Source organism: Actinosynnema pretiosum, from assembly GCF_002354875.1.
GTDB lineage: Bacteria > Actinomycetota > Actinomycetes > Mycobacteriales > Pseudonocardiaceae > Actinosynnema > Actinosynnema auranticum.
This window is the reverse complement of the sequence record NZ_CP023445.1, coordinates 7,235,150-7,256,112: the sequence shown is the minus strand read 5'-3', so window position 1 is coordinate 7,256,112 and position 20,963 is coordinate 7,235,150. Positions and strand designations below refer to the sequence as shown.

Here is a 20,963-nt window from a genome sequence, read left to right as displayed (position 1 = left end):
GCATGGTCGCACCTCCGCCCGGCGCACCGCGAAACCCCCGATCAGCCCTTGCGGATCAGCTGTCAACTGTGATGATCGTCCCATGACCCCGCGTCTGCGCAACGTCGCGCACCGTGATCACCTGCTGGCCCGAGGCCGCGAGGCCGACGTCTTCCTGCGCCCGGACGGCCTGCTCCGCAAGCGCAGCCGCTCCGGCCGCGACCCCCGGCCGGAGGCCGAGCTGATGCGCCACCTGCGCGCCCACGGCATCCCGGTGCCCAGGGTCGCCGAGGCCGACGCCACCGAGATCGTCATGGAGTACGTGCCCGGCCCGCGCATGTCGCAGGAGCTGGACGCCAAGCCGTGGCGCGCCCGCCGCCTCGGCCGCCAGCTCGCCCGCCTGCACCACGACCTGGACGCCGTCCCCGCCCCCGACTTCCTGCCCGGCGAGGGCGCCCTGCTGCACCTGGACCTGCACCCCGGCAACGTCGTGCTCGGCCCGGACGGCCCGGTGCTCGTGGACTGGGCCGACGCCGCGCGCGGCGACCGCAGCCTCGACGTGGCGCTCAGCTGGCTCGCCGTCGAGGTCGGCCGGGTCGCCCCGCTGCGCAGGCCGGTCAGGGGCGCGTTCCTCGGCGCGTTCCTGGCGGGCCGCGTCGACGCCGCCGTGCGCCGCGCCATGCCCGCCGCCGCCCGCATCCGGCTCGGCCGGGCCCGCCGCGACGACGCCGAGGTCGCGGCCGTGAGCCGCCTCGTCGAGCGGTGCAGCGGATAGCCTGGCCCCATGCCCGACCGACTGTCCGCGCTGGACGCCTCGTACCTCTACCTGGAGGACGCGTCGACGCCGATGCACGTCGGCAGCGTCGCGGTGTTCCGCAGGCCCAAGGCCGGTTTCGACTACGACCGGCTGGTCGACCTGGTCGAGCAGCGGCTCTCGCTGGCCCCGCGCTACCGGCGCAAGGTGGTGCACGTGCCGGGCAGGCTCGCCCGCCCGGTGTGGGTGGACGACCAGGACTTCGACGTCACCTACCACGTGCGCCGCTCCGCGCTGCCCACGCCGGGCACCGACCAGCAGCTGCACGACCTGGTCGGCAGGCTCATGTCCCGCCCGCTCGACAACACCCGCCCGCTGTGGGAGGCCTACCTGGTGGAGGGCCTGGCGCGGAACCGGATCGCCGTGGTCACCAAGACCCACCAGGCCATGGTGGACGGCGTCGGCGCGCCCGACATCACCCAGGTGATGCTCGACGTGTCCGCGTCCCCGCGCCGCCAGGTCGAGAACCTGTGGATGCCGCAGCCGGAGCCCAGCGGCCTGCAGCTGGTCGTGGACGCGGTCGCCGAGGCGGTGCAGCGGCCCGGCGAGGTGGTGGAGAACGCCCGCTCGGCCGCGCTGGACACGGTCGCCACCGTCCGCAAGGCCACCGACGCGCTCGGCGGCCTCCTCTCGGCCGTGCGCACCGCCGCCACGCCCGCGCCGGGCAGCCCGCTCAACGTGCGGATCTCCTCGCCGCAGCGCCGGTTCGCGGTGGCCAGGACCCGCCTCGACGAGTTCCGCGCCATCCGCAGGGCGCACGGCGGCACGGTCAACGACGGCGTCCTCGCCGCCCTGACCGGCGCGCTGCGCGCCTGGCTGCTCTCGCGCGGCGAGGTCGTCTCGGCCAGCACGACCATGCGCGCCATGACGCCCATGTCGGTGCGCTCGGCCGACGGCAGGCCGGGCGAGGTGTCCGCGTACCTGGTGGACCTGCCGGTGGGGGAGCCGAACCCGGTGGTGCGGTTGCACCACGTCAGCCACGCCACCCGCGCCCACCAGGAGTCCGGCCAGAAGGTGGCCGCGCAGACCCTGGTGCGGGTCAGCGGGTTCGCCCCGCCGACGCTGCACGCGCTCGGCGCGCGGGCCGCCAGCTCCTTCTCGAAGCGGCTGTTCAACGTCGTGGTCACGAACGTTCCGGGCCCGCAGGTGCCGCTGTACGCGTCGGGCGCGAGGATGACGGAGATGTTCCCCGTGGTGCCGCTGGCCAAGAGCCAGGCGCTGGCGATCGGCGTCACGTCCTACGACGGTGGTGTGTACTTCGGGCTGAACGCTGACCGTGACGCGATGCCGGACGTGGACGTCCTCGCGGGCATGGTCGAGGAGTCGGTGGAGGAACTGATGGGAACGGTGTCCGGATGAGGGTCTACCTGCCCGCCACGGTCGCGTCGCTGCGCGCCCTGGTCGAGACGGGCGAGTTCGCCCCGGTCGGCGGGACCGGGTTCGCGCTGACCCCGGCGCTGCGCGAGTCGTACGCGGCGGGGGACACCGAGGAGCTGGAGTACGCCGCGATGCTCGACGCCGCGCGCGCGTCGCTGCGGCTGCTCGGCCAGGAGCTGTCGGGCGACGAGAAGGCCCGCCCCCGGCGCGCGGTGGTGTCGGTGGACGTGGAGGACGGCGCGGTGAAGCTGCGGCCCGACCTGGACTTCTCGGTGGTGAAGCTGTCCGGGGCGATCCCGCTCAAGAAGATCGCCGCGGTGCACCTGGACACGGCCGAGGCCGAGGACGCGGTGCGCGAGGCGGCCGACGTGATCGACGCCGCGGACCTGGGCGACCCGGACGCGGACTTCGCGGTCGGCAGCGCCGAGGACCACGAGCTGGCCTGGTACGCGCCGCAGGAGCTGCCGTTCGTGCTGGAGCTGATGTAGCGCTGGACCTTGGGGGCCCGCGCGCGGCTCACATGCCGCGCGCGGGCTCCCACAGCTCGACCCGGTTGCCCTCGGGGTCGACGCACCACCCGAACCGCCCGTACTCGGAGTCCTCGGTCTGCTCCAGCACCTCGACGCCGTGCGCCCGCAGCCGGTCGAGCAGCGCCGCGAGGTCGTCCACCCGCAGGTTGAGCATGGCCCGCTGGCCCGGCTCGCCGAAGTAGTCGGTGTCCTGGGCGAACAGCGCGAGCGTGGTGGTGCCGGGGTTGTCGCGGGTCGCGGTCTCCTCCCAGTGGAAGGTCACCGTCCCCCGGTCGTTCATGGGGATGCCGAGGTGCGCCCGGTACCAGGCCGCGAGGCGGGCGGGATTGCGCGCTCTGAGGAAGATCCCGCCGATTCCGATCACCCTTGCCACCCGGCGGACGTTACTCCGCGCAGCCGCTTCCACCGGCTGTGTTTAGGGGTAGGCCGCCTGATCCGGTGAACCACTGCGCTCGGTAATTCGAAACCGGGCCACCCTCAGTGGCCCGGCGGACCGCCCCTAGTCGTACTCCTCCAACTTCCCCCGCGACTCCAGCAGCCGCCGCAGCGACTCCAGCCGCCGCTCGGTCGCGGCCCCCGTCGTGACCAGCTCGTCGAGCCTGCACTCCGGGTCCTCCTCGCCGCCCAGGTGACCGCACCCCGGCGGGCACTCCTCGGCCATCTCCTTCATGTCCGGGAACGCCATCACGATGTCGTCCGGCGTGATGTGCGCCAGCCCGAACGAGCGGATGCCCGGCGTGTCCACCGCCCACCCGCCCTCGGGCAGCGCCAGCGCCACCGCCTGGGTCGACGTGTGCCGCCCCTTCCCGACCCCGCTCACCACGCCCACGGCCCGGTTCGCGTCCGGGACCAGCCGGTTGACCAGCGTCGACTTGCCGACGCCCGAGTGCCCGATCAGCGCCGACAACCGGTTCACCAGCCGCTCCCGCAGCGCGACCGGGTCCTCGTCCGACCGGGTCACCACCACCGGGACGTCCAGCTCCGCGTACGCCTCCAGCAGCTCGTCCGCCGACGCCAGGTCCGACTTCGTCAGGCACAGCAGCGGCTCCAGCCCACCCGCGTAGGCCGCCACCAGGCACCGGTCGATGAACCCGCGCCTCGGCTCCGGCTCGGCCAGCGCCGTCACGATCACCAGCTGCGCCGCGTTCGCCACCACGACCCGCTCGAACGGGTCCGTGTCGTCCGCGGTCCGCCGCAGCACGCTGGACCGCTCCTCCACCCGCACGATCCTGGCCAGCGTGTCCGGCTGCCCCGAGGTGTCCCCGACCAGCCCGACCTGGTCCCCGACCACCACCGGCGTGCGCCCCAGCTCCCGCGCCCGCATCGCCGTCACCAGCAGCGCGGGGTCGGAGTCCACCGCGCACGTCCAGCGGCCCCGGTCGACGCCGACGACCATCGCGCCCACCGCGTCCGCGTGCTCCGGCCGCCGCTTGCTCCTGGGCCTGGTCCCCTTGCCCGGCCGCACCCGGACGTCGGACTCGTCCAGCTTGCGCCAATCCCGTCCCACGTCAGCGCTGCCCGAGCATCGCCGCCCACATGCCGGGGAAGTCCGGGATCGTCTTGGACGTCGTGCCGATGTCGTCCACCTCCACACCGGGCACCCGCAGCCCGACGATCGCCCCGGCCGTGGCCATCCGGTGGTCCGCGTACGCCCGCCACGTGCCGCCGCGCAGCGCCCTCGGCCGGATCAGCAGCCCGTCCTCGGTCTCCTCGGCGTCCCCGCCCAGCCCGTTCACCTCGGCGACCAGCGCCGCGAGCCGGTCGGTCTCGTGCCCGCGCAGGTGCGCGATGCCGCGCAGCACCGTCGGCCCGGACGCGAACACCGCCAGCGCCACCACGGTCGGGGTCAGCTCGCCCACGTCGTGCAGGTCCAGGTCCACCCCGCGCAGCTCGCCGCCGCGCACCCGCAGCCCGTCCGCGCCCAGCTCCACCGAGCAGCCCATCTCCGCCAGGATGCCCCGGATCGCGTCACCGGCCTGCGTCGTCGCGGCGGGCCACCCCGGCACGAGCACCTCGCCGCCGGTCACCGCCGCGGCGGCCAGGAACGGCGTCGCGTTCGACAGGTCCGGCTCCACGTCCCACTCGCGCCCCGCGACCGGCCCCGGCTCGACCCGCCAGGTGTCCCGCCCCGAGTCGTCCACCACGACCCCGGCCTCGCGCAGCATCGCCACGGTCATCTCGATGTGCGGCAGCGACGGCACCGGCTCGCCCTCGTGCGCCACGGTCACGCCCTCGTCGTACCGCGCGCCCGACAGCAGCAGGCCCGACACGAACTGGGAGGACGCCGACGCGTCGATCACCACCTCGCCGCCGGGCAGCCCGCCCGCGCCGCGCAGGGTGAACGGCAGCGCGTCGCCGTCCACGTCCGCGCCCAGCGCCCGCAGCGCGCCCAGCACGGTCCCCATGGGCCGCACCCGCGCCTGCTCGTCGCCGTCGAACACGACCTCGCCCGCGGCGAGCGCGGCGACCGGCGGCAGGAAGCGCATGACCGTGCCCGCCAGCCCGCAGTCCACCCGCGCCGACCCGCGCAGCTCACCCGGCTGCACCAGCCACGACCCGTCCGGGCCGTCCTCGATCCGCGCCCCCAGCGCGCGCAGCGCCTCCGCCATCAGCAGCGTGTCCCGGCTGCGCAGCGGCGCGCGCAGCACCGAGGGGGCGTCGGCGATGGCGGCGAGCACCAGCGCGCGATTGGTGATCGACTTCGAGCCGGGGACCGGTACCGTCGCGTTGACGGGACCGCCGGCGGTGCGGGCGGGCCACTGCTGCGTCATGCCCAGATGATCCCGCATCCCGTTCCCGGCGGCTCGCACCGGTCGCCGCGACGTGCGACGATGAGCCAGGAGGTGATCGGTTGTGTGCGGCAGGTACGCCTCCACCAAGAACCCGGCCCAGGTGGCGGCCGAGTTCGACGCGGTGGACGCAACGGACGGCGCGGTCCCTGGGCCGGACTACAACGTCGCCCCCACCAAGACCGTGTCCGCGGTGGTCGACCGGCACCCGCGCGACGCGCGGGGCGAACCGGTGCCCGACGAGGTCGAGCGGACCGTGCGCGCCATGCGCTGGGGCCTGGTCCCGCACTGGGCCAAGGACCTCTCCGGCGCCGCCAAGATGATCAACGCCAGGTCGGAGAGCGTGCTGGAGAAGCCCTCCTACCGCGACTCCGCCGCCCGCCGCCGCTGCCTCGTGCCCGCCGAGGGCTGGTACGAGTGGCAGCCCGGCGAGGGCCGCAAGCAGCCGTACTTCATCACCCCCGGCGACGGCTCCAGCCTGGCCATGGCGGGCATCTGGTCCGTGTGGTGGCAGCAGGAGGGCGACGAGCGCAAGCCGATCATCACCCTCGCCGTGCTCACCACCGACGCCGTCGGCGAGATGACCCAGGTCCACCACCGGATGCCGCTGATCCTCCCGAGGGACCGCTGGACCGACTGGCTCGACCCCGACCGCGCCGACCCGAGCGCGCTGCTGGCCCCCGACCTCGACCTGGTGAACGCGCTGGAGCTGCGCCCGGTGTCGACGCGGGTCAACAGCATCAGGAACAACGACCGCACCCTCACGGACCCGGTGCGGTTGGGCGAGGACGAGAAACCGGAGCCCACCTTGTTCGAGCTGACGTGACCGCCCGCGTGGTCGACACCCCGCACGGCCCCGCGCGGGCCGTGCTGCACTGCGCCGCCGAGGGCCGCGCCGCGCTGCTGCTCGGCCACGGCGCGGGCGGCGGCATCGACGCCCCCGACCTGGTCGCCGCCACCCGCGCCGCCGTCGAGGCGGGCGTGCACGTCGCGCTGGTCGAGCAGCCGTACCGCGTCGCGGGCCGCCGCGCCCCGGCGCCCGCGAAGCAGCTGGACGCCGCGTGGCTCGCGGTCGCCGAGGACCTGGGCGCAGGCCTGTTCGACACCCTGCCGCTGGTGTTCGGCGGGCGCTCCTCGGGCGCGCGGGTGGCCTGCCGCACCGCCTCCGAGGGCCAGGCGGTCGCCGTGCTGTGCCTGGCGTTCCCGCTGCACCCGGTCGGCAAGCCGGAGAAGTCCCGGCTGCCCGAGCTGGACGCGGTCGAGGTGGCGACCCTGGTCGTGCAGGGCGAGCGCGACCCGTTCGGCGTTCCGGGGGGCGCGCCGCACCGGGAGGTCGTGCTCCAGGAGGGCGACCACGGCCTCAAGGCCGACGTGGAGGGGTTGCAGCGCTCGGTGGGGGAGTGGCTGTCCCGCGTGCTGCGTCCCCTGGAGGTCTAGCGCTGGGTTCTGGCGCTGTAGGTCTGGCGCTGGAGGTCCGGCGGGGGCCTGGGAGCCCCTCAGCCCGCGATCGGCGCGACCACGGCCCCGGTCAGCCTGACCAGCTCCGCCGGGGCCAGCTCCACCTCGACCCCGCGCTTGCCCGCCGAGCAGAACACCGTCGCGTGCCCGCTCGCCGACGAGTCCAGCACCAGCGGCAGCCGCTTCTTCTGCCCCAGCGGCGAGATCCCGCCCGCCACGTACCCGGTCGCCCGCTCGGCCGCCGCCACCTCGGCCATCTTCGCCTTCTTGCCGCCCAGCGCCGCCGCGAGCGCCTTCAGGTTCAGCTGCCCGGTGACCGGCACCACGCCGACCGCGAGCTTCCCGTCGACCTCGGCCACCAGCGTCTTGAACACCCGCTCCGGCGCGACCCCGAGCGCCTCGGCCGCCTCCATCCCGTAGGACTCGTGGCGCGGGTCGTGCTCGTAGGAGTGCAGCTCGAAGGCCACCTTCTGCTTGCTCAGCAGCAACGTGGCGGGGGTACCGGTCGCGGGCCTGGCCATGGGCGCGGACCCTAGCCGGGGAATGCCGCGCGCCGCCACCGCGTTGACCACGGCGTGGCAGCAGAGGTGATGGAGCAGCAGGTCGGCAGGCAGGCGAAGGCCCGGCCCCCGCGCGGGTCGGCGCTCTGCCGCCCCGGTGACCGCCGCGTATCCTCGAACGCGTCCCAGACAGCCGCGAACACGGGGAGAGCTGTGCCACCAGCAGCGCGAGCGCAGGCCGCCGAGAACGGGGCCACACCTCGTGGCCAGGCGCACGGCGAGGAGACGGCTGACCAGCGGGCGGCGCGGTTCGAGCGCGACGCGATGCCGATGCTCGACCAGCTCTACTCGGCCGCGCTGCGGATGACGCGCAACCCGGCCGACGCGGAGGACCTGGTCCAGGAGACGTACCTGAAGGCCTACGCCGCGTTCGCGTCCTTCTCCGAGGGCACGAACCTCAAGGCCTGGCTGTACCGCATCCTCACCAACACCTACATCAACGGCTACCGCAAGAAGCAGCGCCAACCGCTCCAGCAGCCGACGGACGAGATCACCGACTGGCAGCTGGCGCAGGCGGAGAGCCACACCTCCTCCGGGCTGCGCTCGGCGGAGGTCGAGGCGATGGACCGGTTGCCCGACACCGACGTCAAGGAGGCGCTGCAGCGCCTTCCCGAGGAGTTCCGCATCGCGGTCTACCTGGCGGACGTGGAGGGTTTCGCCTACAAGGAGATCGCTGACATCATGGGCACCCCGATCGGCACCGTGATGTCCCGGTTGCACCGGGGACGCAGGCAGCTCCGCGAGCAGTTGGCCGACACCGCCCGCGAGCGCGGCTTCCTGCGCGGCGGTCAGCAGGAGGTGGCGGGACGATGAGCTGCGGCGAGCACCACGAGACCAACTGCTCCGAGGTGCTGTCGGAGGTGTGGCTGTTCCTCGACCAGGAGTGCGACCAGGCCCGCAGGGAGCTGCTGGCCACGCACCTGGACGAGTGCCACCCCTGCCTGGAGGAGTACGGGCTGGAGGAGCACCTCAAGGCGCTGCTCGCCCGCAAGTGCGGCGGCGACCTCGCCCCCGACGAGCTGAAGGCCAGGCTGCGGGCGCGCATCCGGGAGACCGTGACGGTCCGCGAGAGCACCGTTCGGGAGACGACGGCCTCGCACGAGGGCGCCGACGGCGTCGTCACCGAGGTCCGCCGGGTCGACGTCGAGGTGACGACCGCCACGACGACGGTCCCCGGAGCCCCGAGGGCGTCCGCGGACTGACCACCGGCCCCCGCGCGGTCCCCGGACGGCCGCGCGGACCGGACCGGGCCGCCCCGCGCGGCCCCGAGAACGCCGAAGGCCCCGGAGACCAGGTCTCCGGGGCCTTGTGCCAGGTCAGCGACCTCAGGCGTTGGGGCGCTTCCCGTGGTTGGCGCCGCCCTTCTTGCGGTCACGACGCTTGCGGGCACGCTTCGACATGGGGTTCTCCTCCAGCTAACAGTGCTTCACCCAAGTGTGACACGGCGTCACCTGACCGCCGGCGGCACGGTCGCCGAACCGTGGTTGGATGGCTGGCAGAGCCCGTTCGCACCGCGTGTCGCAGGGCGGCCGTGGAGCGGGAGCCGACCTCACCGCGGTGGTCGAGTTAGGAGCACAACCTGTCCACGCTCACCGACCTGCTCGCCGAGCACACCAAGCTGTCCGGGGTCGCCGCAGACCACCTGCAGCTCGTGGTCGCCGAGTGGCAGCTGCTCTCCGACCTGTCGTTCGCCGACTTCCTGATGTGGGTTCCGCTGGACGACGGCACGTTCCTGTGCGTCGCGCAGGCCCGCCCGACCACGGCGCCGACCGCCCACCCCGAGGACGTCGTCGGCAGCACCGTCCCGGTGGACGAGCACCCGCAGCTGCGCCGCGCGATCGTCGAGGTGCGGATCTGCCGCGAGGAGGACCCCCGCTGGCACCTGGGCGTGCCGGTGCGCCGCGAGGCCATCCCGGTGCGGCTGGGCAGCGAGGTCATCGCCGTGCTCAGCCGCAACACGAACCTGGCCGTGCCGCGCGTGCCCAGCCCGCTGGAGATCTCCTACCTGGGGTCCGCCGCCGACCTGTGCCAGATGATCGCGGACGGCACGTTCCCCACCACCGAGCCGTCACCGGACGTGCACACCAGCCCGCGCGTGGGCGACGGCCTGGTGCGCCTGGACTCGTCCGGCGCCGTGGTGTTCGCCAGCCCCAACGCGCTGTCGGCCTACCACCGGATGGGCCACGCCGCCGACCTGATCGGCGTGCACCTCGCCCCGCTGACCCGCTCGCTGATCGGCGACCCGTTCGACGCCACCGAGGTGGCGCAGCGGATCAGGGCCGCGCTCGACGGGCAGCCGTCGATGCGGATCGAGGCCGAGTCGCGGCGCGGCGCGGCGGTGCTGTTCCGGGCGCTGCCGCTGCGGCCGAGGGGCAGCGCGGCGGGCGCGCTGGTGCTGTGCCGGGACGTCACCGAGGTGCGCAGGCGCGACCGGGCGCTGATGTCCAAGGACGCCACGATCCGCGAGATCCACCACCGGGTGAAGAACAACCTGCAGACCGTGGCCGCGCTGCTGCGGCTCCAGTCCCGCCGCACCTCCAGCGAGGAGGCCAGGGAGGCGCTCGCCGAGTCGGTGCGCCGGGTCACCTCGATCGCGCTCGTGCACGAGACGCTGTCGATGTCCGTGGACGAGCGGGTCGACCTGGACGACGTGGTCGACAAGGTCATCCCGATGATGAGCGACGTGGCGGCCACCGAGTCGCAGGTCGTGGTGCGCCGGGACGGGAAGTTCGGCATCGTGCAGGCCGAGCTGGCGACGCCGCTGGTGATGGTGCTGACCGAGCTGGTGCAGAACGCGTTCGAGCACGCGTACAGCCCCGGCCAGCGCGGTGAGGTGGTCGTGCACTCCGAGCGGTCGGCCAAGTGGCTGGACGTCCTGATCTGCGACGACGGGCGCGGACTCCCGCAGGGCTTCTCCCTGGAGCGCACGGACCGGCTCGGCCTGCAGATCGTCCGGACCCTCGTCGAGTCCGAATTGAGAGGCTCCTTGAGCTTGCGCCGCAGGCCCCGAGGCGGTACTGAGGCGGTCCTGCGAGTGCCCCTCAGGGCGCGGCGTTAGACTACTGCTCGTGCACACGTGACGGCCTTCCTCAGGGGTGGTCACGTGGTCATGCGGGAGGGTGTGCAACAAGGCCGAAGGGCCCGACACCTGGCACGGTGTCGGGCCCTTCGAGCTAGCTTCCGGTGGGCTCGCAGGTCGCGGTCCTACCGCGCTGACCTGTGCCTCACGGGCGGCGGCAGTGCTTCGGGCTGCCGCCTGGTCGTGCTGTCCTGCTTCGCCCTGCGCGGGCTTCGAGCCGTCGCGCGGGCTGGTCTTGCTTCGGTGCTGAGCTGTGGTGCTGTGTTTCGAGGCTTGCCGATCAGGCGTTGCTGCGAGCCCTGGTCCGAGCGTTGCGGCGCTTGAGCGCACGACGCTCGTCCTCGCTCATCCCGCCCCACACGCCCGCGTCCTGGCCGCTCTCGAGCGCCCACGCGAGGCAGTCGGAGACGACGGGACAGCGGCGGCACACGGTCTTCGCCTCGGCGATCTGCAGGAGCGCAGGACCACTGTTCCCCACGGGGAAGAACAGCTCCGGGTCCTCGTCGCGGCAGATCGCGCGGTGGCGCCAGTCCATTGGAACTACTCCTCAGCTATGGCGCGCTCGTAGGCACGCCACTCGTCAGCGGTCGGTTTTGGGGTGCTTGTGAATGCTTTCACGAACGCGCGGGATGTCAAGAGGTTAGATCCAACCCGGTGAGTGAACTCACCCGAAAGATCGGCCGCGTTCACCTGGGCTTTCAGTGCGTGGCGGCTCTCTCGTGAGGAAAATCGCGTTTGGGTGGCGTAGTGGTCACGCCACGGTCACACGGCCACCGTGAGCACGCCCGGCGCCGAGGTGAACTCCACCTCGGTGCAGGTCCCGAGCAGGTCACCGTCGACCTGGAGGTTGACCGGCTCCTGACTCGTCACCCGAATGTACGCAACATCGTCCCGGCGCAACAGGTTCTCGCCCTTGGGATTCCCGTCCGTGACGAGAAGATGCGTCAAGTAGCGGAGAACCGTGGGCAATCCGAGGCCGTGCAGCGCGAACAGGCCGAGATCGCCGTCGAAGGACGTGCTCGGGTTCAGCCGCAGCGGCTTGTCGCCCAGGTAGGTCCACGGGTCGGTGTTCGACACGAAGGCCAGGCGCATGTCCTCGAAGACGGGCTCGCCGGGGATCTGCACGGTGAGCGCGGGCTCGTGCCTGCGCTGGCTGAAGTAGCTGGCCAGCGCGGTGCGCGCGTACAGGACGGGGCCCGCGACGCGGCCCTTGGCGCGCTGCTCCTCGACGCCCGCGACGACGTCGGCGTCCCAGCCGACGCCCGCGTTGAAGGTGAACCAGCGGTCGTGGTCCTCGCTGCCGCCCGCCGAGGCCACTCGGCCGAGGCCGACGCGGCGGCTCGTGCCGTGCTCGACGGACTTGAGCAGGCGGTAGGTCGCCTCGACCGGGTCGCGGGGCAGCCCGAGCGCGCCCGCGAAGACGTTGGCCGACCCTCCGGGCACCACGCCCAGCATCGGCAGCGGTCGGTCGGCGCCGCCTCGCAGCACGCCGTTCACGACCTCGTTGACGGTGCCGTCACCGCCGTGGGCCACGACCAGGTCGTAGCCCTCCACCACGGAGCGAGCGGCGGCGTCGGCCGCGTGCCCCCGGTAGTCGGTCTCGACGACGTCGAGCTTCACCTCGCTGGCGAGCGCGTGCGCGAGCACGTCCCTGCCGGCGGGCGTAGTCGCCGTCGCCTGTGGGTTGACCACCAGTAGTGCGCGCACCCCTGAAGCGTAGGACAGGTCGTGACCCGGCATCGGGAGTTCTTCCCCCAATGAGAGGTCTTGACGCGCACGAAAGTGGCCCATCTCATCTTCTGCGGCCGGTCACCGGCCGGCCGCGGCGCTCCTCCCTGACGTGCTGCCGTGCTTTTCGACAAGTGCACCCCGACCCGACCGTCGGCTCGCCGAAGAGACCCCTTGATCTTCGCCTGCCGGACGGCCGAACGGGACTCGCCAACCGGGTGGCCTACGATCCGTGACGAGTACGCACGGTGAGGAAAGGGCCAGCGTGATGGTGGAACGGGGGGTACCCGGCGCCGTGCGCGCGGCCGGGGCGCTCACGGTCGTGCAAGGACTGGTCGGCCTCGGCTTCGCGATCGCGCTCGTGGTGCGGTCGTTCGCGCCCGAGGTGGCGCGCGGGCAGGTGCTCGGCGAGGCCGCGTACTTCGCGGTGCTCTGCTCCGGCGTCGTCGCGGTCGGCGTGGGCCTTGCGCTGGGCAAAGGCTGGGGCCGCACCCCCGCGCTCGTCGTCCAACTGCTCCTGCTCGGGGTCGCCTGGTACATGTACGGGCCCTCCGGCAGGCAGCTCTGGGGAGCGCTGATCGGGGTCTACGTCGTGGGGGTGATCTACCTGCTCTTCACGAACGCGGCGCGCGGGTGGGCGCTCGGGTTGCACGAGTCGGACGACGACTAGGGGCACGCCGGTTGGGACGTCCGACCCCCGCAGATCGTCTGGTTGCCCGCCGACGATCGGGGGGTTGGACGACTCACCGTGACGGGTGATGCTGTGCGTGGCGATTTCGCCACCCCCTGCAACCGCCCCTGCGTCCGAAGGTGACTCAATGCGACTGCCCCGCGCCCTGTCCGCGGCCATCAGCACCGGCGCCGCGCTCCTGGCGGCACTGGCCGTGACCGCCATCGCGCCCGCGGCCTCCGCCGCCCCCGCGCCCGACGACCTCTCGCCCGCCATCATCGGCGGCGGCACCGCGAGCAACGCCCCGTGGGCGGCGCGCCTGTTCGCGAACGGCCGGGAGAACTGCTCGGCCACGATCATCGCGCCGACCTGGATCCTGACCGCGCAGCACTGCGTGGCCAGCTCGGCGACCTACACCTTCCGCATCGGCAGCCTGGACCAGAGCAGCGGCGGCACGGTGGCGACCGCGACGCAGATCATCCAGCACCCGTCGGTCGACCTGGCGCTGGCGAAGCTGGACCGCTCGGTGACCGCCACCTACTCGCCGCTGGGGACCAACGCGGCTGTGGTGAACGGGCAGACCGTGCAGCTGTACGGCTGGGGCGCGACCTGCACCAACCAGCCGGAGATCAACTGCCAGTCGCGGTACCTGAAGGTCGCGGACACGCGGGTGTCGACCGTGAACGGGCGGGACTACCGGGGCGGCGTCGCGATCTCGGTGCGCCGGGTGAACGGCATCGCGGCGGGCGGGGACTCGGGCGGCCCGATGTTCGCGACGAGCCCGGTGGACGGCAAGTACTACCAGGTCGGCGTGGCCTCGACGAGCGACCGGTCGAGCGTGTCGAACTACACGGCGGTCGGGCAGTACCGGTCGTGGATCCGGCAGTACGCGGGCGTGTGATCGCGCGGGTGACCGCCGGGCCCCGGCTCGGCGGGTGACCCGGAGGTGAGGCGGAGCGGCGGGACCCCCGGGGGCCCGCCGCTCCGGCGCGTCCGGGGGTGCTCGGGGTGGCGCGCCGGTGGGCGGTCGCGAGGCGGCGGTGGGGGCATCGGCTTCCCGAAGCCGTGCCGATCGCCTGCGGCGGCGGCGCGCCGGGGTTCGCCCGATCGGGGAGCCGCCGACTGGTGATCGCCGTCGGTCGGCGGCTGCGCGCGCGGAGGTCTGCCTGCTCTGCGGCTCCCGGTCGCCCGGCCGGTGTCCGGGTCGCGTCCGCTGGGCCGCTCGTCGTGCCGCGCGTCCGGTGGGGATCGTGCCCGCGCGCCCGGTCGGGGCCGGGCCCGCGTTCCCTCCGCGCTCGGGGCCGCGTGCCCGGTTGCGGGGTGTGCGCGGCCCGATTCCCCCTCACCCGGAGTCGCGTGCTCGCTTCCCCCGTTCGGTGTTGTGTGTCGCATTTCCGCTGACTCACGTCGTTGGCTGTTACAGGGAGTTCCAGGCGCGGCACTCGGGGCCCTGAGCTGGGAGTTGTCGATCTTCCAACCGGGGGATCAAGGCCCTGCGGGGTGACCCTCGGACGAGTGGTTAGCCTCCTTGGACCAGCAGCAATCACCCTTCGTGTTCACGATTGGCGGATGGACACGAACGGAGTAGCCCGGATACGGTTTCGCAGGCGTTCGCGCCGCTTCGCAGTCCAGGCAGGGTGAGGTGCGCTGTGCAGAACTCCCCGAGACCGGTGTCGGACGACCGGGACCGTCCGAACGCGGCTCGGCTGTACGACTACTACCTCGGCGGCGCGCACAACTTCGCCGTCGACCGGGAGTTCGCGCTCCGCGCGGTCAGCGAGGTGCCCGCCGACGCGATGGTGCAGCACGGCCGCGCGTTCCTGCGGCGCGCCGTGAAGCTGTGCCTGGAGCGGGGCATCCGGCAGTTCCTCGACCTCGGGTCCGGCATCCCCACGGCGGGCAACGTGCACGAGGTCGCCCACGAGGTCGACCCGGACTGCCGCGTGGTCTACGTGGACAACGAGCCCGCGACCGTCGCGCACGCCCGCGCGATGCTGCGCGGTCGGGCCGGTGTGGCGATGGCCGAGGCCGACGTCCGCGACCCGGCCGCCGTGCTGGCCTCGCCGGAGTGCCGCGAGCTGCTGGACCTGACGGCGCCGGTCGCGGTGCTGATGGTGGCGATCCTGCCGTGCCTGGTGGCGGCCGACCGGCCGGAGCGGGTCGTGGCGGGGTACCGGGACGTGATGGCGGCGGGCAGCCTGCTGGTGTTCACCCACCTCACCGCGGACTTCCAGCCGGAGGTGGTGGACAAGCTGCTCGGGGTGGCGACCGACGCGCACCCGCTCACGCCGAGGACCAAGGCGGAGGTCGAGGTGCTGCTGGACGGGTTCGAGCTGCTGGAGCCGGGGCTGGTGCTGTCGTCCAAGTGGCGGCGGGAGGGCGACGAGCCGGAGTTCGGCGTCGAGGCGGTGTCGTACGGGGCGGTGGGCTTGCGGCGCTGAGGCGTTTGGCCCTCGAGGGGCGCCGCGCGGCCGGTTCGGCGGGGTCGTGCGGCGGGTCCGGTCAGTGCTGGGGCGGGTAGCCGCCCTGCTGGCCGTCCGCAGCACCGTGAGGGTGTTGCAGATCGGCACGAGCGCGAGCCGGCCCCCGCGACCCGCCTTCGTGAAGAGGCGCCACGTGGACACGACCGCGATCGCGCCGAAGGCCAGGCCGAACAGCACGATGATGAGCACCGCGGCAGGGTTCAGCTCGACGCTCGCGCTGTACTGGCACTGGTAGTCGTACCGCTGGGTGAGGCGCGCCGGCAGAGGGTGACTGTTCCGCCGTTCGTGCGGAGGCGGTTGAGCGCTCCGTGAGCTTCCCGACATGCGCGCGGCAGCCGCGGTGGGGCCGTCCCCGCCGCAGCGCCACCGCGGGTCAGTCGCTCGCGAGCTCCCAGGCGGGCACGTTCAGCGACCGCACCTGGGGCGTCCCGCGCTCGTCCCCGAGCACCGCGATGCCCGCCGGGTCGAGCGCGAACCGCACCCCGTCCTCGGGCCCGAGCCCCAACCAGGTGGCGATGACCGCGCGGGTGAAGTGCCCGTGGCCGACGAGCACGACGTCGCCCTTGCGCAACCCGGCGCGGGCCTCGTCGACCACCAGCGCGGCCCGGTCGCGCACCTGCTCGGCGGTCTCGCCGTTCGGGCAGGGGTGCGTCCAGACCGTCCAGCCGGGGACCTGCTCGCGGATCTGCTCGGTGGTGAGGCCCTCGTAGTCGCCGTAGTCCCACTCGGCGAGCGCCTCGGTCTTCTCCGCGTCGAGCCCGACGAGCTCGGCGGTCCGCCAGGAGCGCTCGCGGGTGGAGCACAGCGCGAGGGCGGGGGGAAGGTCGGTTCCGCGCAGCCTGGCCAGGACGGCGCCCGCGCGCCTGGCCTGCTGAACGCCGTGGGTGGTGAGGGGCACGTCGGAGATCCCGGTGTGCCTGCCGCTCTCGGACCAAGCGGTCTGGCCGTGCCGCACGAGGTAGAGGTGGGCCGTCACGATCACGAGCGTAGTGGCGGCGCGGCGCGGGCGCGGGGGGTGAGCGGGGTGGGATAGCGCACTTCGGGGACACGACGTGAACGCGGCTGTGGCACTGGTCAACCGGGTGGGTGGTGGGGAAGGCGCGGGCGGGGAGGGGGGTGCGCGGTGCGTGGATGGGCCCGCCGATGTGGTGACGCGCTTATGGTTCAACCGTGCGGGATTTGCTACAGGGCGTGTTGCAGCTCCAGCCGGTGTGGAGCCAGGAGAACACCGTCGAGATGCAGGAGCGCGGCAAGCTGGTGCGCGACGGGATCACGCGCTGGCTGAGGGCGCGGGTCGAGCGGCTGGACGCGGAGCTGCCGGAGCCGATCGGCGACCTGCGGGTCGAGGCGCGGGACGGGACCGGCCGCAAGAGCGAGATCCCGTGGGCGCGGGTCTACTCGCACAGCAGGTCGCCCTCGGCCACCAAGGGCTGGTACCTCGTCTACCTGTTCAACGCCCAGGGCGACGGCGCCTACCTGAACCTCGGCAAGGGCGCGACCAGGTGGGAGAACGACGAGCTCCACCCGCTGCCGCACGACGAGCTCAGGCGGAGCACGGCCGCCGCCAGGGAGCGGTTGCGGGACCTGCTGGACCTGCGGCCCGACCTGGTCACCGAGATCTCCCTGGACGCCCGGCGCTCGCAGCTCGGCCCCGCCTACGAGGCGGGCACCGTGGCCGGGTTCCACTACCCGATCGGCGAGGTGCCGGACGAGGACGTGCTGGAGCGCGACCTGGGGTTCCTGCTCGGGGTGCTGGCCGAGCTGCACCACCGGGACGGGCGCGCGCCCGAGGTCGTCGAGGCCGAGCGCGCCGCCGAGGTCGTCGCGGGCAGGCGGCGGGCGGGGCAGGGGTTCCTGCGGTCCGCCGCCGAGCGCAAGGCCGTCGAGGGGCGGGCGGTGCTGCTGGCCGCCGAGCACCTGGAGGGGCTCGGGTACGAGGTGGAGGACGTGGGCGCGGTGCGGTCCTACGACCTGGACGCGCGGCGCGGTGACGAGCGGTTGTTCGTGGAGGTGAAGGGCACCACGCAGGACTGGGGCGCGGACAGCCGGATCGTGCTGACGCGCAACGAGGTCGAGCTCAACCGGCGGGAGCACCGGGACTCGGTGCTCGTCGTGGTGAGCGGGATCTCGCTCGACCGGGCCACCTGCACGGCGTCCGGGGGCGAGGTCCGGGTCGCGCGCCCGTGGCGGATCGACGAGGAGCGCTTGACGCCGGTCTCGTACCAGTACGTCGTCGGCGGCGACGTCGTGCCGGTCGACTAGCCGACCGCCCCGGCAGCCCGAGAACGGGAACGGCGCCCGCTCCCCGGTGTCGGGGGGCGGGCGCCGGGTCAGCCTGCGTGGCTCACGCCTGCTTGGTCTCCCAGAAGATCTTGTCGATCTCCGCGATCAGGTCCAGCAGCTGCTGGCCCGTCGCCGGGTCCATGTTGCCCTTGGTGCCCGACGCGCCCGCGGCCTTGGTGGCGCGGTTGAACAGGTCGTGCAGCTGCGGGTACTTCTCGAAGTGCGGCGCCTTGAAGTAGTCGGTCCACAGCACCCACAGGTGGTGCTTCACCAGTTCGCTGCGCTGCTCCTTGATCAGCACGGCGCGCTGGCGGAACTCCGGGTCCTCGTTGGCCTGGTACTTCTCCTGGACCGCCTTGATGGACTCCGCTTCGATCCTGGCCTGGGCCGGGTCGTAGACACCGCACGGGAGGTCGCAGTGCGCGGTGGCCTCCGGGATCGCGCGGTGGAGTTCACGGATGCGCGACAGAAGTCGCATCTTTCCTCCCTGACAATGGATGCTCCGACGTGCGGAACACTACTCCGAGTGAACCGGTCGGGCAGTCGGAGGTGATCGTGCTCGGGATGCTCAAGGTCCGCGGGCCCTCCATGCACCCCACCATCCGGACGGGGGATCTCGTCTCCGTGGCGTACGGGCGGCCACCGCGCGCCGGGGACGTCGTGCTGGTCAGGTGGGCGCACCGGCCCGGCCAGCTGTCCGTCAAGCGGGCCGTGCGGGCGGACGGGGCCGGGTGGCACGTGGAGGGGGACAACCCGTTCGCCTCCACCGACTCCCGCGAGCTGGGACCGGCCGAGGTGCTCGGGGTCGTGCGGTTCCGGGTGTGGCCCCGGCCCGGTCGGCTGAAGCGGTCGCCGTGGGCCGGGGGCGGCCTGGAGCTCGGGTGAGGCTCAGGCGCGCTTGAGCTCCGCGTACCAGCGGACGCACTCCTCGTAGTCCGGCAGCAGGCCCTGCTCCCGCGCCTGCGCCAGGCTCGGCGCCTGCGCGTCCTTCTCGGACAGCACCGGCTCGATCCCCTCCGGCCACGGCAGGTCCAGGCTCAGCGGGTCGACGCCGCGCTCCGCCTTCGGGTTGAACCCCTCGCTGCACAGGTACGCGGTGACCGTGTCGTCCTCCAGCGCCATCAGCGCGTGGCCGAACCCCTCGGGCAGGTACACCCCGTTGAACTTCTCCGCCGACAGCTCCACCGCGTCCCACTGCCCGAACGTCGGCGACCCGACCCGGATGTCCACCACCACGTCCAGCAGCCTGCCGCGCGGGCAGTGCACGTACTTCGCCTGACCCGGCGGCACGTCCGCGTAGTGCAGCCCCCGGACCACCCCGCGCCGGGACTGCGAGTGGTTCACCTGCGCGACCCGCAGGCGGTGCCCGGTGATCCGCTCGAACGCCGACTCCTGGAACGGGGCGACGAAGAAGCCGCGGTCGTCCGGGAAAACCGAAGGTGTGAACTCGAACGCACCGGGAATTCGCAACTCGCGTGCCTGCATGGGCGTCACCCTAGTTCATTACGGGTCTTGACCGATCCTGCCTGCGCAAATCCGCCGAACCGCGCGCCAAACCGGACGAGCGTTCTGGAAGATGCCCCTGACCTGCTGCGATGGTGTGATCCCCACCGCACTCGGTGATGCCCTACGCTGCCACACCTGGCGAACCCAGGCTTCGCGGACCGCCATTCGGTCGCAACTCGACCCCGAATGGGTGTTCCGCGCCCCATTAACACCCCACGGCCCCGTCGATCACGCGCGACAACGCGATCCGGAGTGCTGACCGGCCTCACGCGCCGCAGGAAGGACCAGGTCAAGTGACCGCAGTGAACGACACCCCAGTCCAGCTCACCGACGACGAGATCTTCACCGCCCACGAGGGCGGCAAGCTCGCCGTGGGGGCCACCGCCTCGCTCGCCGACCCCAGGGCGCTGTCCATCGCCTACACGCCCGGCGTGGCCAGGGTCAGCCGCGCCATCGCCGCCGACCCCGCCCTCGCCGACCGCTACACCTGGGCGGGCCGCCTGGTCGCCGTCGTCAGCGACGGCACCGCCGTGCTGGGCCTCGGCGACATCGGCCCGCGCGCCTCCCTGCCCGTCATGGAGGGCAAGGCCGCGCTGTTCAAGACCTTCGGCGGCCTCGACTCCATCCCGCTGGTGCTCGACACCACCGACGTGGACGAGATCGTCGAGACCCTGGTCCGGCTGCGCCCGTCCTTCGGCGCGGTCAACCTGGAGGACGTCTCCGCCCCGCGCTGCTTCGAGCTGGAGGCGAAGCTGATCGAGGCGCTGGACGTGCCGGTCATGCACGACGACCAGCACGGCACCGCCGTCGTCACCCTCGCCGCCCTGCGCGGCGCGAACACCGTGCTGGGCAAGGACATCGCGGACCAGCGCGTGGTGGTCTCCGGCGCGGGCGCGGCGGGCGTCGCGATCACCCGCATCCTGCTCGCCGCGGGCGCGGGCGAGGTGACCCTCGTGGACTCGCGCGGGATCATCCACGCCGGACGCGCCGGGCTGAACCCGGTGAAGGAGCAGCTGGCCCCGCTCACCAACGGCAGCGGGCTGCGCGGCGGCCTGGACGTGGCGCTGCGCGGCGCGGACGTCTTCGTCGGCGTCTCCTCCGCGCAGGTCCCCGAGGAGCAGGTCGCGAGCATGGCGGCGGGCTCGGTGGTGTTCGCGCTGTCCAACCCGGACCCCGAGGTGCACCCCGAGGTCGCGGCCAGGCACGCCGCCGTCGTGGCCACCGGGCGCAGCGACTTCCCCAACCAGATCAACAACGTGCTCGCGTTCCCCGGCATCTTCCGCGGCGCGCTGGACGCGGGGGCCAGGCGCATCACCGAGGGCATGAAGCTGGCCGCCGCCGGGGCGATCGCCGCCGTGGCCGCCGAGGACCTCGCGGTGGACCGGATCGTGCCGAGCGCGCTCGACCCCAGGGTCGGGCCGGAAGTCGCCGCCGCTGTGGCCTTGGCAGCGGCCGAAGACGGAGTAGCCTGATCCCCTGTCGGAGTTGGGAGAGCTCCGGCCGACGCTGTCCGTCTTCTTCTCGGGAAAACGACGCCACGATCGGGTTCAATCGTTAGTCCGTTAAGGGGTGGGACGTGACGCTGCTAGGCGCTAGCGTCCTTCTCTTCCGGGGGAACGATCCCCGGTCGAGGGGGTTGCTTTCGCGGGCGGTCCACGGGGCAGCGGCCGGGCCGGGCATCCCCGCCCCCAGACACGGGAAGGTGGG

General features: G+C 73.1%; 24 protein-coding genes. 14 read left to right on the top strand and 10 right to left on the bottom strand.

Going from position 1 to position 20,963, the window contains the following annotated elements; all coding sequences use genetic code 11:
• The first annotated feature begins 82 nt into the window (after positions 1-82).
• The 3 genes from CNX65_RS31040 to CNX65_RS31030 are packed head-to-tail and all read left to right on the top strand — an operon-like array spanning position 83 to position 2,658.
• Positions 83-754, top strand: a complete 672-nt coding sequence (locus CNX65_RS31040) for a phosphotransferase (protein WP_096496907.1) — start codon at positions 83-85, stop codon at positions 752-754.
• 9 nt (positions 755-763) lie between these two features.
• The gene (locus CNX65_RS31035) at positions 764-2,152 is read left to right on the top strand and encodes a WS/DGAT/MGAT family O-acyltransferase (RefSeq protein ID WP_096496906.1); all 1,389 of its coding nucleotides are present in this window, start codon (positions 764-766) and stop codon (positions 2,150-2,152) included.
• Positions 2,149-2,658 carry a DUF6912 family protein gene (locus tag CNX65_RS31030; RefSeq protein ID WP_015804986.1) on the top strand — a complete coding sequence of 170 codons (510 nt, stop codon included), beginning with the start codon at positions 2,149-2,151 and terminating at the stop codon, positions 2,656-2,658. Before CNX65_RS31035 ends, CNX65_RS31030 begins: the two co-directional genes overlap by 4 nt.
• A gap of 28 nt (positions 2,659-2,686) precedes the next feature.
• Here CNX65_RS31030 and CNX65_RS31025 read toward each other — a convergent pair whose 3' ends face one another.
• The 3 genes from CNX65_RS31025 to aroA all read right to left on the bottom strand — a co-directional run bounded on the left by CNX65_RS31025 (position 2,687) and on the right by aroA (position 5,471).
• Positions 2,687-3,073, bottom strand: a complete 387-nt coding sequence (locus CNX65_RS31025) for a VOC family protein (protein WP_041837151.1) — start codon at positions 3,071-3,073, stop codon at positions 2,687-2,689.
• 126 nt (positions 3,074-3,199) lie between these two features.
• Positions 3,200-4,207: a ribosome small subunit-dependent GTPase A gene (gene rsgA, locus CNX65_RS31020; protein WP_096496905.1), complete on the bottom strand. Its 1,008-nt coding sequence runs from the start codon at positions 4,205-4,207 to the stop codon at positions 3,200-3,202.
• A gap of 1 nt (position 4,208) precedes the next feature.
• Complete coding sequence (aroA, locus tag CNX65_RS31015) at positions 4,209-5,471, bottom strand: 3-phosphoshikimate 1-carboxyvinyltransferase (protein WP_096496904.1); 1,263 nt, start codon at positions 5,469-5,471, stop codon at positions 4,209-4,211.
• A gap of 82 nt (positions 5,472-5,553) precedes the next feature.
• Here aroA and CNX65_RS31010 point away from each other — a divergent pair, with 82 nt between their 5' ends.
• Together CNX65_RS31010 and CNX65_RS31005 are read left to right on the top strand one after the other, a co-directional pair.
• Entirely contained in the window at positions 5,554-6,315 is a 762-nt protein-coding gene (locus CNX65_RS31010; protein WP_096496903.1) for an SOS response-associated peptidase, read from the top strand.
• Complete coding sequence (locus tag CNX65_RS31005) at positions 6,312-6,926, top strand: alpha/beta hydrolase family protein (RefSeq protein ID WP_096496902.1); 615 nt, start codon at positions 6,312-6,314, stop codon at positions 6,924-6,926. The genes CNX65_RS31010 and CNX65_RS31005 overlap by 4 nt, the downstream gene beginning before the upstream one ends.
• 59 nt (positions 6,927-6,985) lie before the next feature.
• Here CNX65_RS31005 and ybaK read toward each other — a convergent pair whose 3' ends face one another.
• A complete protein-coding gene (gene ybaK / locus CNX65_RS31000) occupies positions 6,986-7,468 on the bottom strand; it encodes a Cys-tRNA(Pro) deacylase (protein WP_096496901.1) in 483 nt (160 codons plus the stop codon).
• Between the two features lie 192 nt (positions 7,469-7,660).
• Between ybaK and CNX65_RS30995 the strand changes: the two genes are divergently transcribed.
• On the top strand, positions 7,661-8,320 hold the full coding sequence (locus CNX65_RS30995) for a sigma-70 family RNA polymerase sigma factor (RefSeq protein WP_015804979.1): 660 nt from the start codon (positions 7,661-7,663) through the stop codon (positions 8,318-8,320).
• Positions 8,317-8,709 carry a mycothiol system anti-sigma-R factor gene (gene rsrA, locus CNX65_RS30990; RefSeq protein ID WP_096496900.1) on the top strand — a complete coding sequence of 131 codons (393 nt, stop codon included), beginning with the start codon at positions 8,317-8,319 and terminating at the stop codon, positions 8,707-8,709. The genes CNX65_RS30995 and rsrA overlap by 4 nt, the downstream gene beginning before the upstream one ends.
• Before the next feature lie 123 nt (positions 8,710-8,832).
• On the opposite strand, the gene CNX65_RS38425 is transcribed toward rsrA, so the two are convergent.
• Complete coding sequence (locus CNX65_RS38425) at positions 8,833-8,907, bottom strand: 50S ribosomal protein bL37 (RefSeq protein WP_096498094.1); 75 nt, start codon at positions 8,905-8,907, stop codon at positions 8,833-8,835.
• Between the two features lie 179 nt (positions 8,908-9,086).
• Here CNX65_RS38425 and CNX65_RS30980 point away from each other — a divergent pair, with 179 nt between their 5' ends.
• Positions 9,087-10,565, top strand: a complete 1,479-nt coding sequence (locus CNX65_RS30980) for a PAS domain-containing sensor histidine kinase (protein WP_096496899.1) — start codon at positions 9,087-9,089, stop codon at positions 10,563-10,565.
• A gap of 301 nt (positions 10,566-10,866) precedes the next feature.
• On the opposite strand, the gene CNX65_RS30975 is transcribed toward CNX65_RS30980, so the two are convergent.
• Positions 10,867-11,121: a WhiB family transcriptional regulator gene (locus CNX65_RS30975; RefSeq protein ID WP_015104912.1), complete on the bottom strand. Its 255-nt coding sequence runs from the start codon at positions 11,119-11,121 to the stop codon at positions 10,867-10,869.
• A gap of 227 nt (positions 11,122-11,348) precedes the next feature.
• Entirely contained in the window at positions 11,349-12,293 is a 945-nt protein-coding gene (locus tag CNX65_RS30970) for a diacylglycerol/lipid kinase family protein (RefSeq protein ID WP_096498093.1), read from the bottom strand.
• Between the two features lie 289 nt (positions 12,294-12,582).
• Here CNX65_RS30970 and CNX65_RS30965 point away from each other — a divergent pair, with 289 nt between their 5' ends.
• The 3 genes from CNX65_RS30965 (at position 12,583) to CNX65_RS30955 (ending at position 15,425) form a co-directional block, all read left to right on the top strand.
• The gene (locus tag CNX65_RS30965; RefSeq protein WP_096498092.1) at positions 12,583-12,984 is read left to right on the top strand and encodes a hypothetical protein; all 402 of its coding nucleotides are present in this window, start codon (positions 12,583-12,585) and stop codon (positions 12,982-12,984) included.
• 148 nt (positions 12,985-13,132) lie between these two features.
• The gene (locus tag CNX65_RS30960) at positions 13,133-13,885 is read left to right on the top strand and encodes a S1 family peptidase (protein WP_096496898.1); all 753 of its coding nucleotides are present in this window, start codon (positions 13,133-13,135) and stop codon (positions 13,883-13,885) included.
• 748 nt (positions 13,886-14,633) lie between these two features.
• Positions 14,634-15,425, top strand: coding sequence for an SAM-dependent methyltransferase (locus CNX65_RS30955; RefSeq protein WP_096496897.1), 792 nt, complete (start codon positions 14,634-14,636; stop codon positions 15,423-15,425).
• Between the two features lie 415 nt (positions 15,426-15,840).
• On the opposite strand, the gene CNX65_RS30945 is transcribed toward CNX65_RS30955, so the two are convergent.
• Entirely contained in the window at positions 15,841-16,443 is a 603-nt protein-coding gene (locus CNX65_RS30945; RefSeq protein WP_177154446.1) for a histidine phosphatase family protein, read from the bottom strand.
• Between the two features lie 194 nt (positions 16,444-16,637).
• Between CNX65_RS30945 and CNX65_RS30940 the strand changes: the two genes are divergently transcribed.
• The gene (locus tag CNX65_RS30940) at positions 16,638-17,729 is read left to right on the top strand and encodes an MrcB family domain-containing protein (protein WP_157767916.1); all 1,092 of its coding nucleotides are present in this window, start codon (positions 16,638-16,640) and stop codon (positions 17,727-17,729) included.
• 82 nt (positions 17,730-17,811) lie between these two features.
• Here the strand turns inward: CNX65_RS30940 and sodN are convergent, their stop codons facing one another.
• On the bottom strand, positions 17,812-18,228 hold the full coding sequence (gene sodN, locus CNX65_RS30935) for a superoxide dismutase, Ni (protein ID WP_015804970.1): 417 nt from the start codon (positions 18,226-18,228) through the stop codon (positions 17,812-17,814).
• 29 nt (positions 18,229-18,257) lie between these two features.
• On the opposite strand from sodN, the gene CNX65_RS30930 reads away from it, so the two are divergent.
• On the top strand, positions 18,258-18,635 hold the full coding sequence (locus CNX65_RS30930; protein WP_232520082.1) for a S24 family peptidase: 378 nt from the start codon (positions 18,258-18,260) through the stop codon (positions 18,633-18,635).
• A 3-nt stretch (positions 18,636-18,638) separates the two neighbouring features.
• Here the strand turns inward: CNX65_RS30930 and CNX65_RS30925 are convergent, their stop codons facing one another.
• Entirely contained in the window at positions 18,639-19,235 is a 597-nt protein-coding gene (locus CNX65_RS30925) for a dTDP-4-dehydrorhamnose 3,5-epimerase family protein (RefSeq protein WP_096496893.1), read from the bottom strand.
• Between the two features lie 314 nt (positions 19,236-19,549).
• Between CNX65_RS30925 and CNX65_RS30920 the strand changes: the two genes are divergently transcribed.
• Positions 19,550-20,728 carry an NAD(P)-dependent malic enzyme gene (locus CNX65_RS30920; protein WP_096496892.1) on the top strand — a complete coding sequence of 393 codons (1,179 nt, stop codon included), beginning with the start codon at positions 19,550-19,552 and terminating at the stop codon, positions 20,726-20,728.
• Positions 20,729-20,963 lie beyond the last annotated feature (235 nt).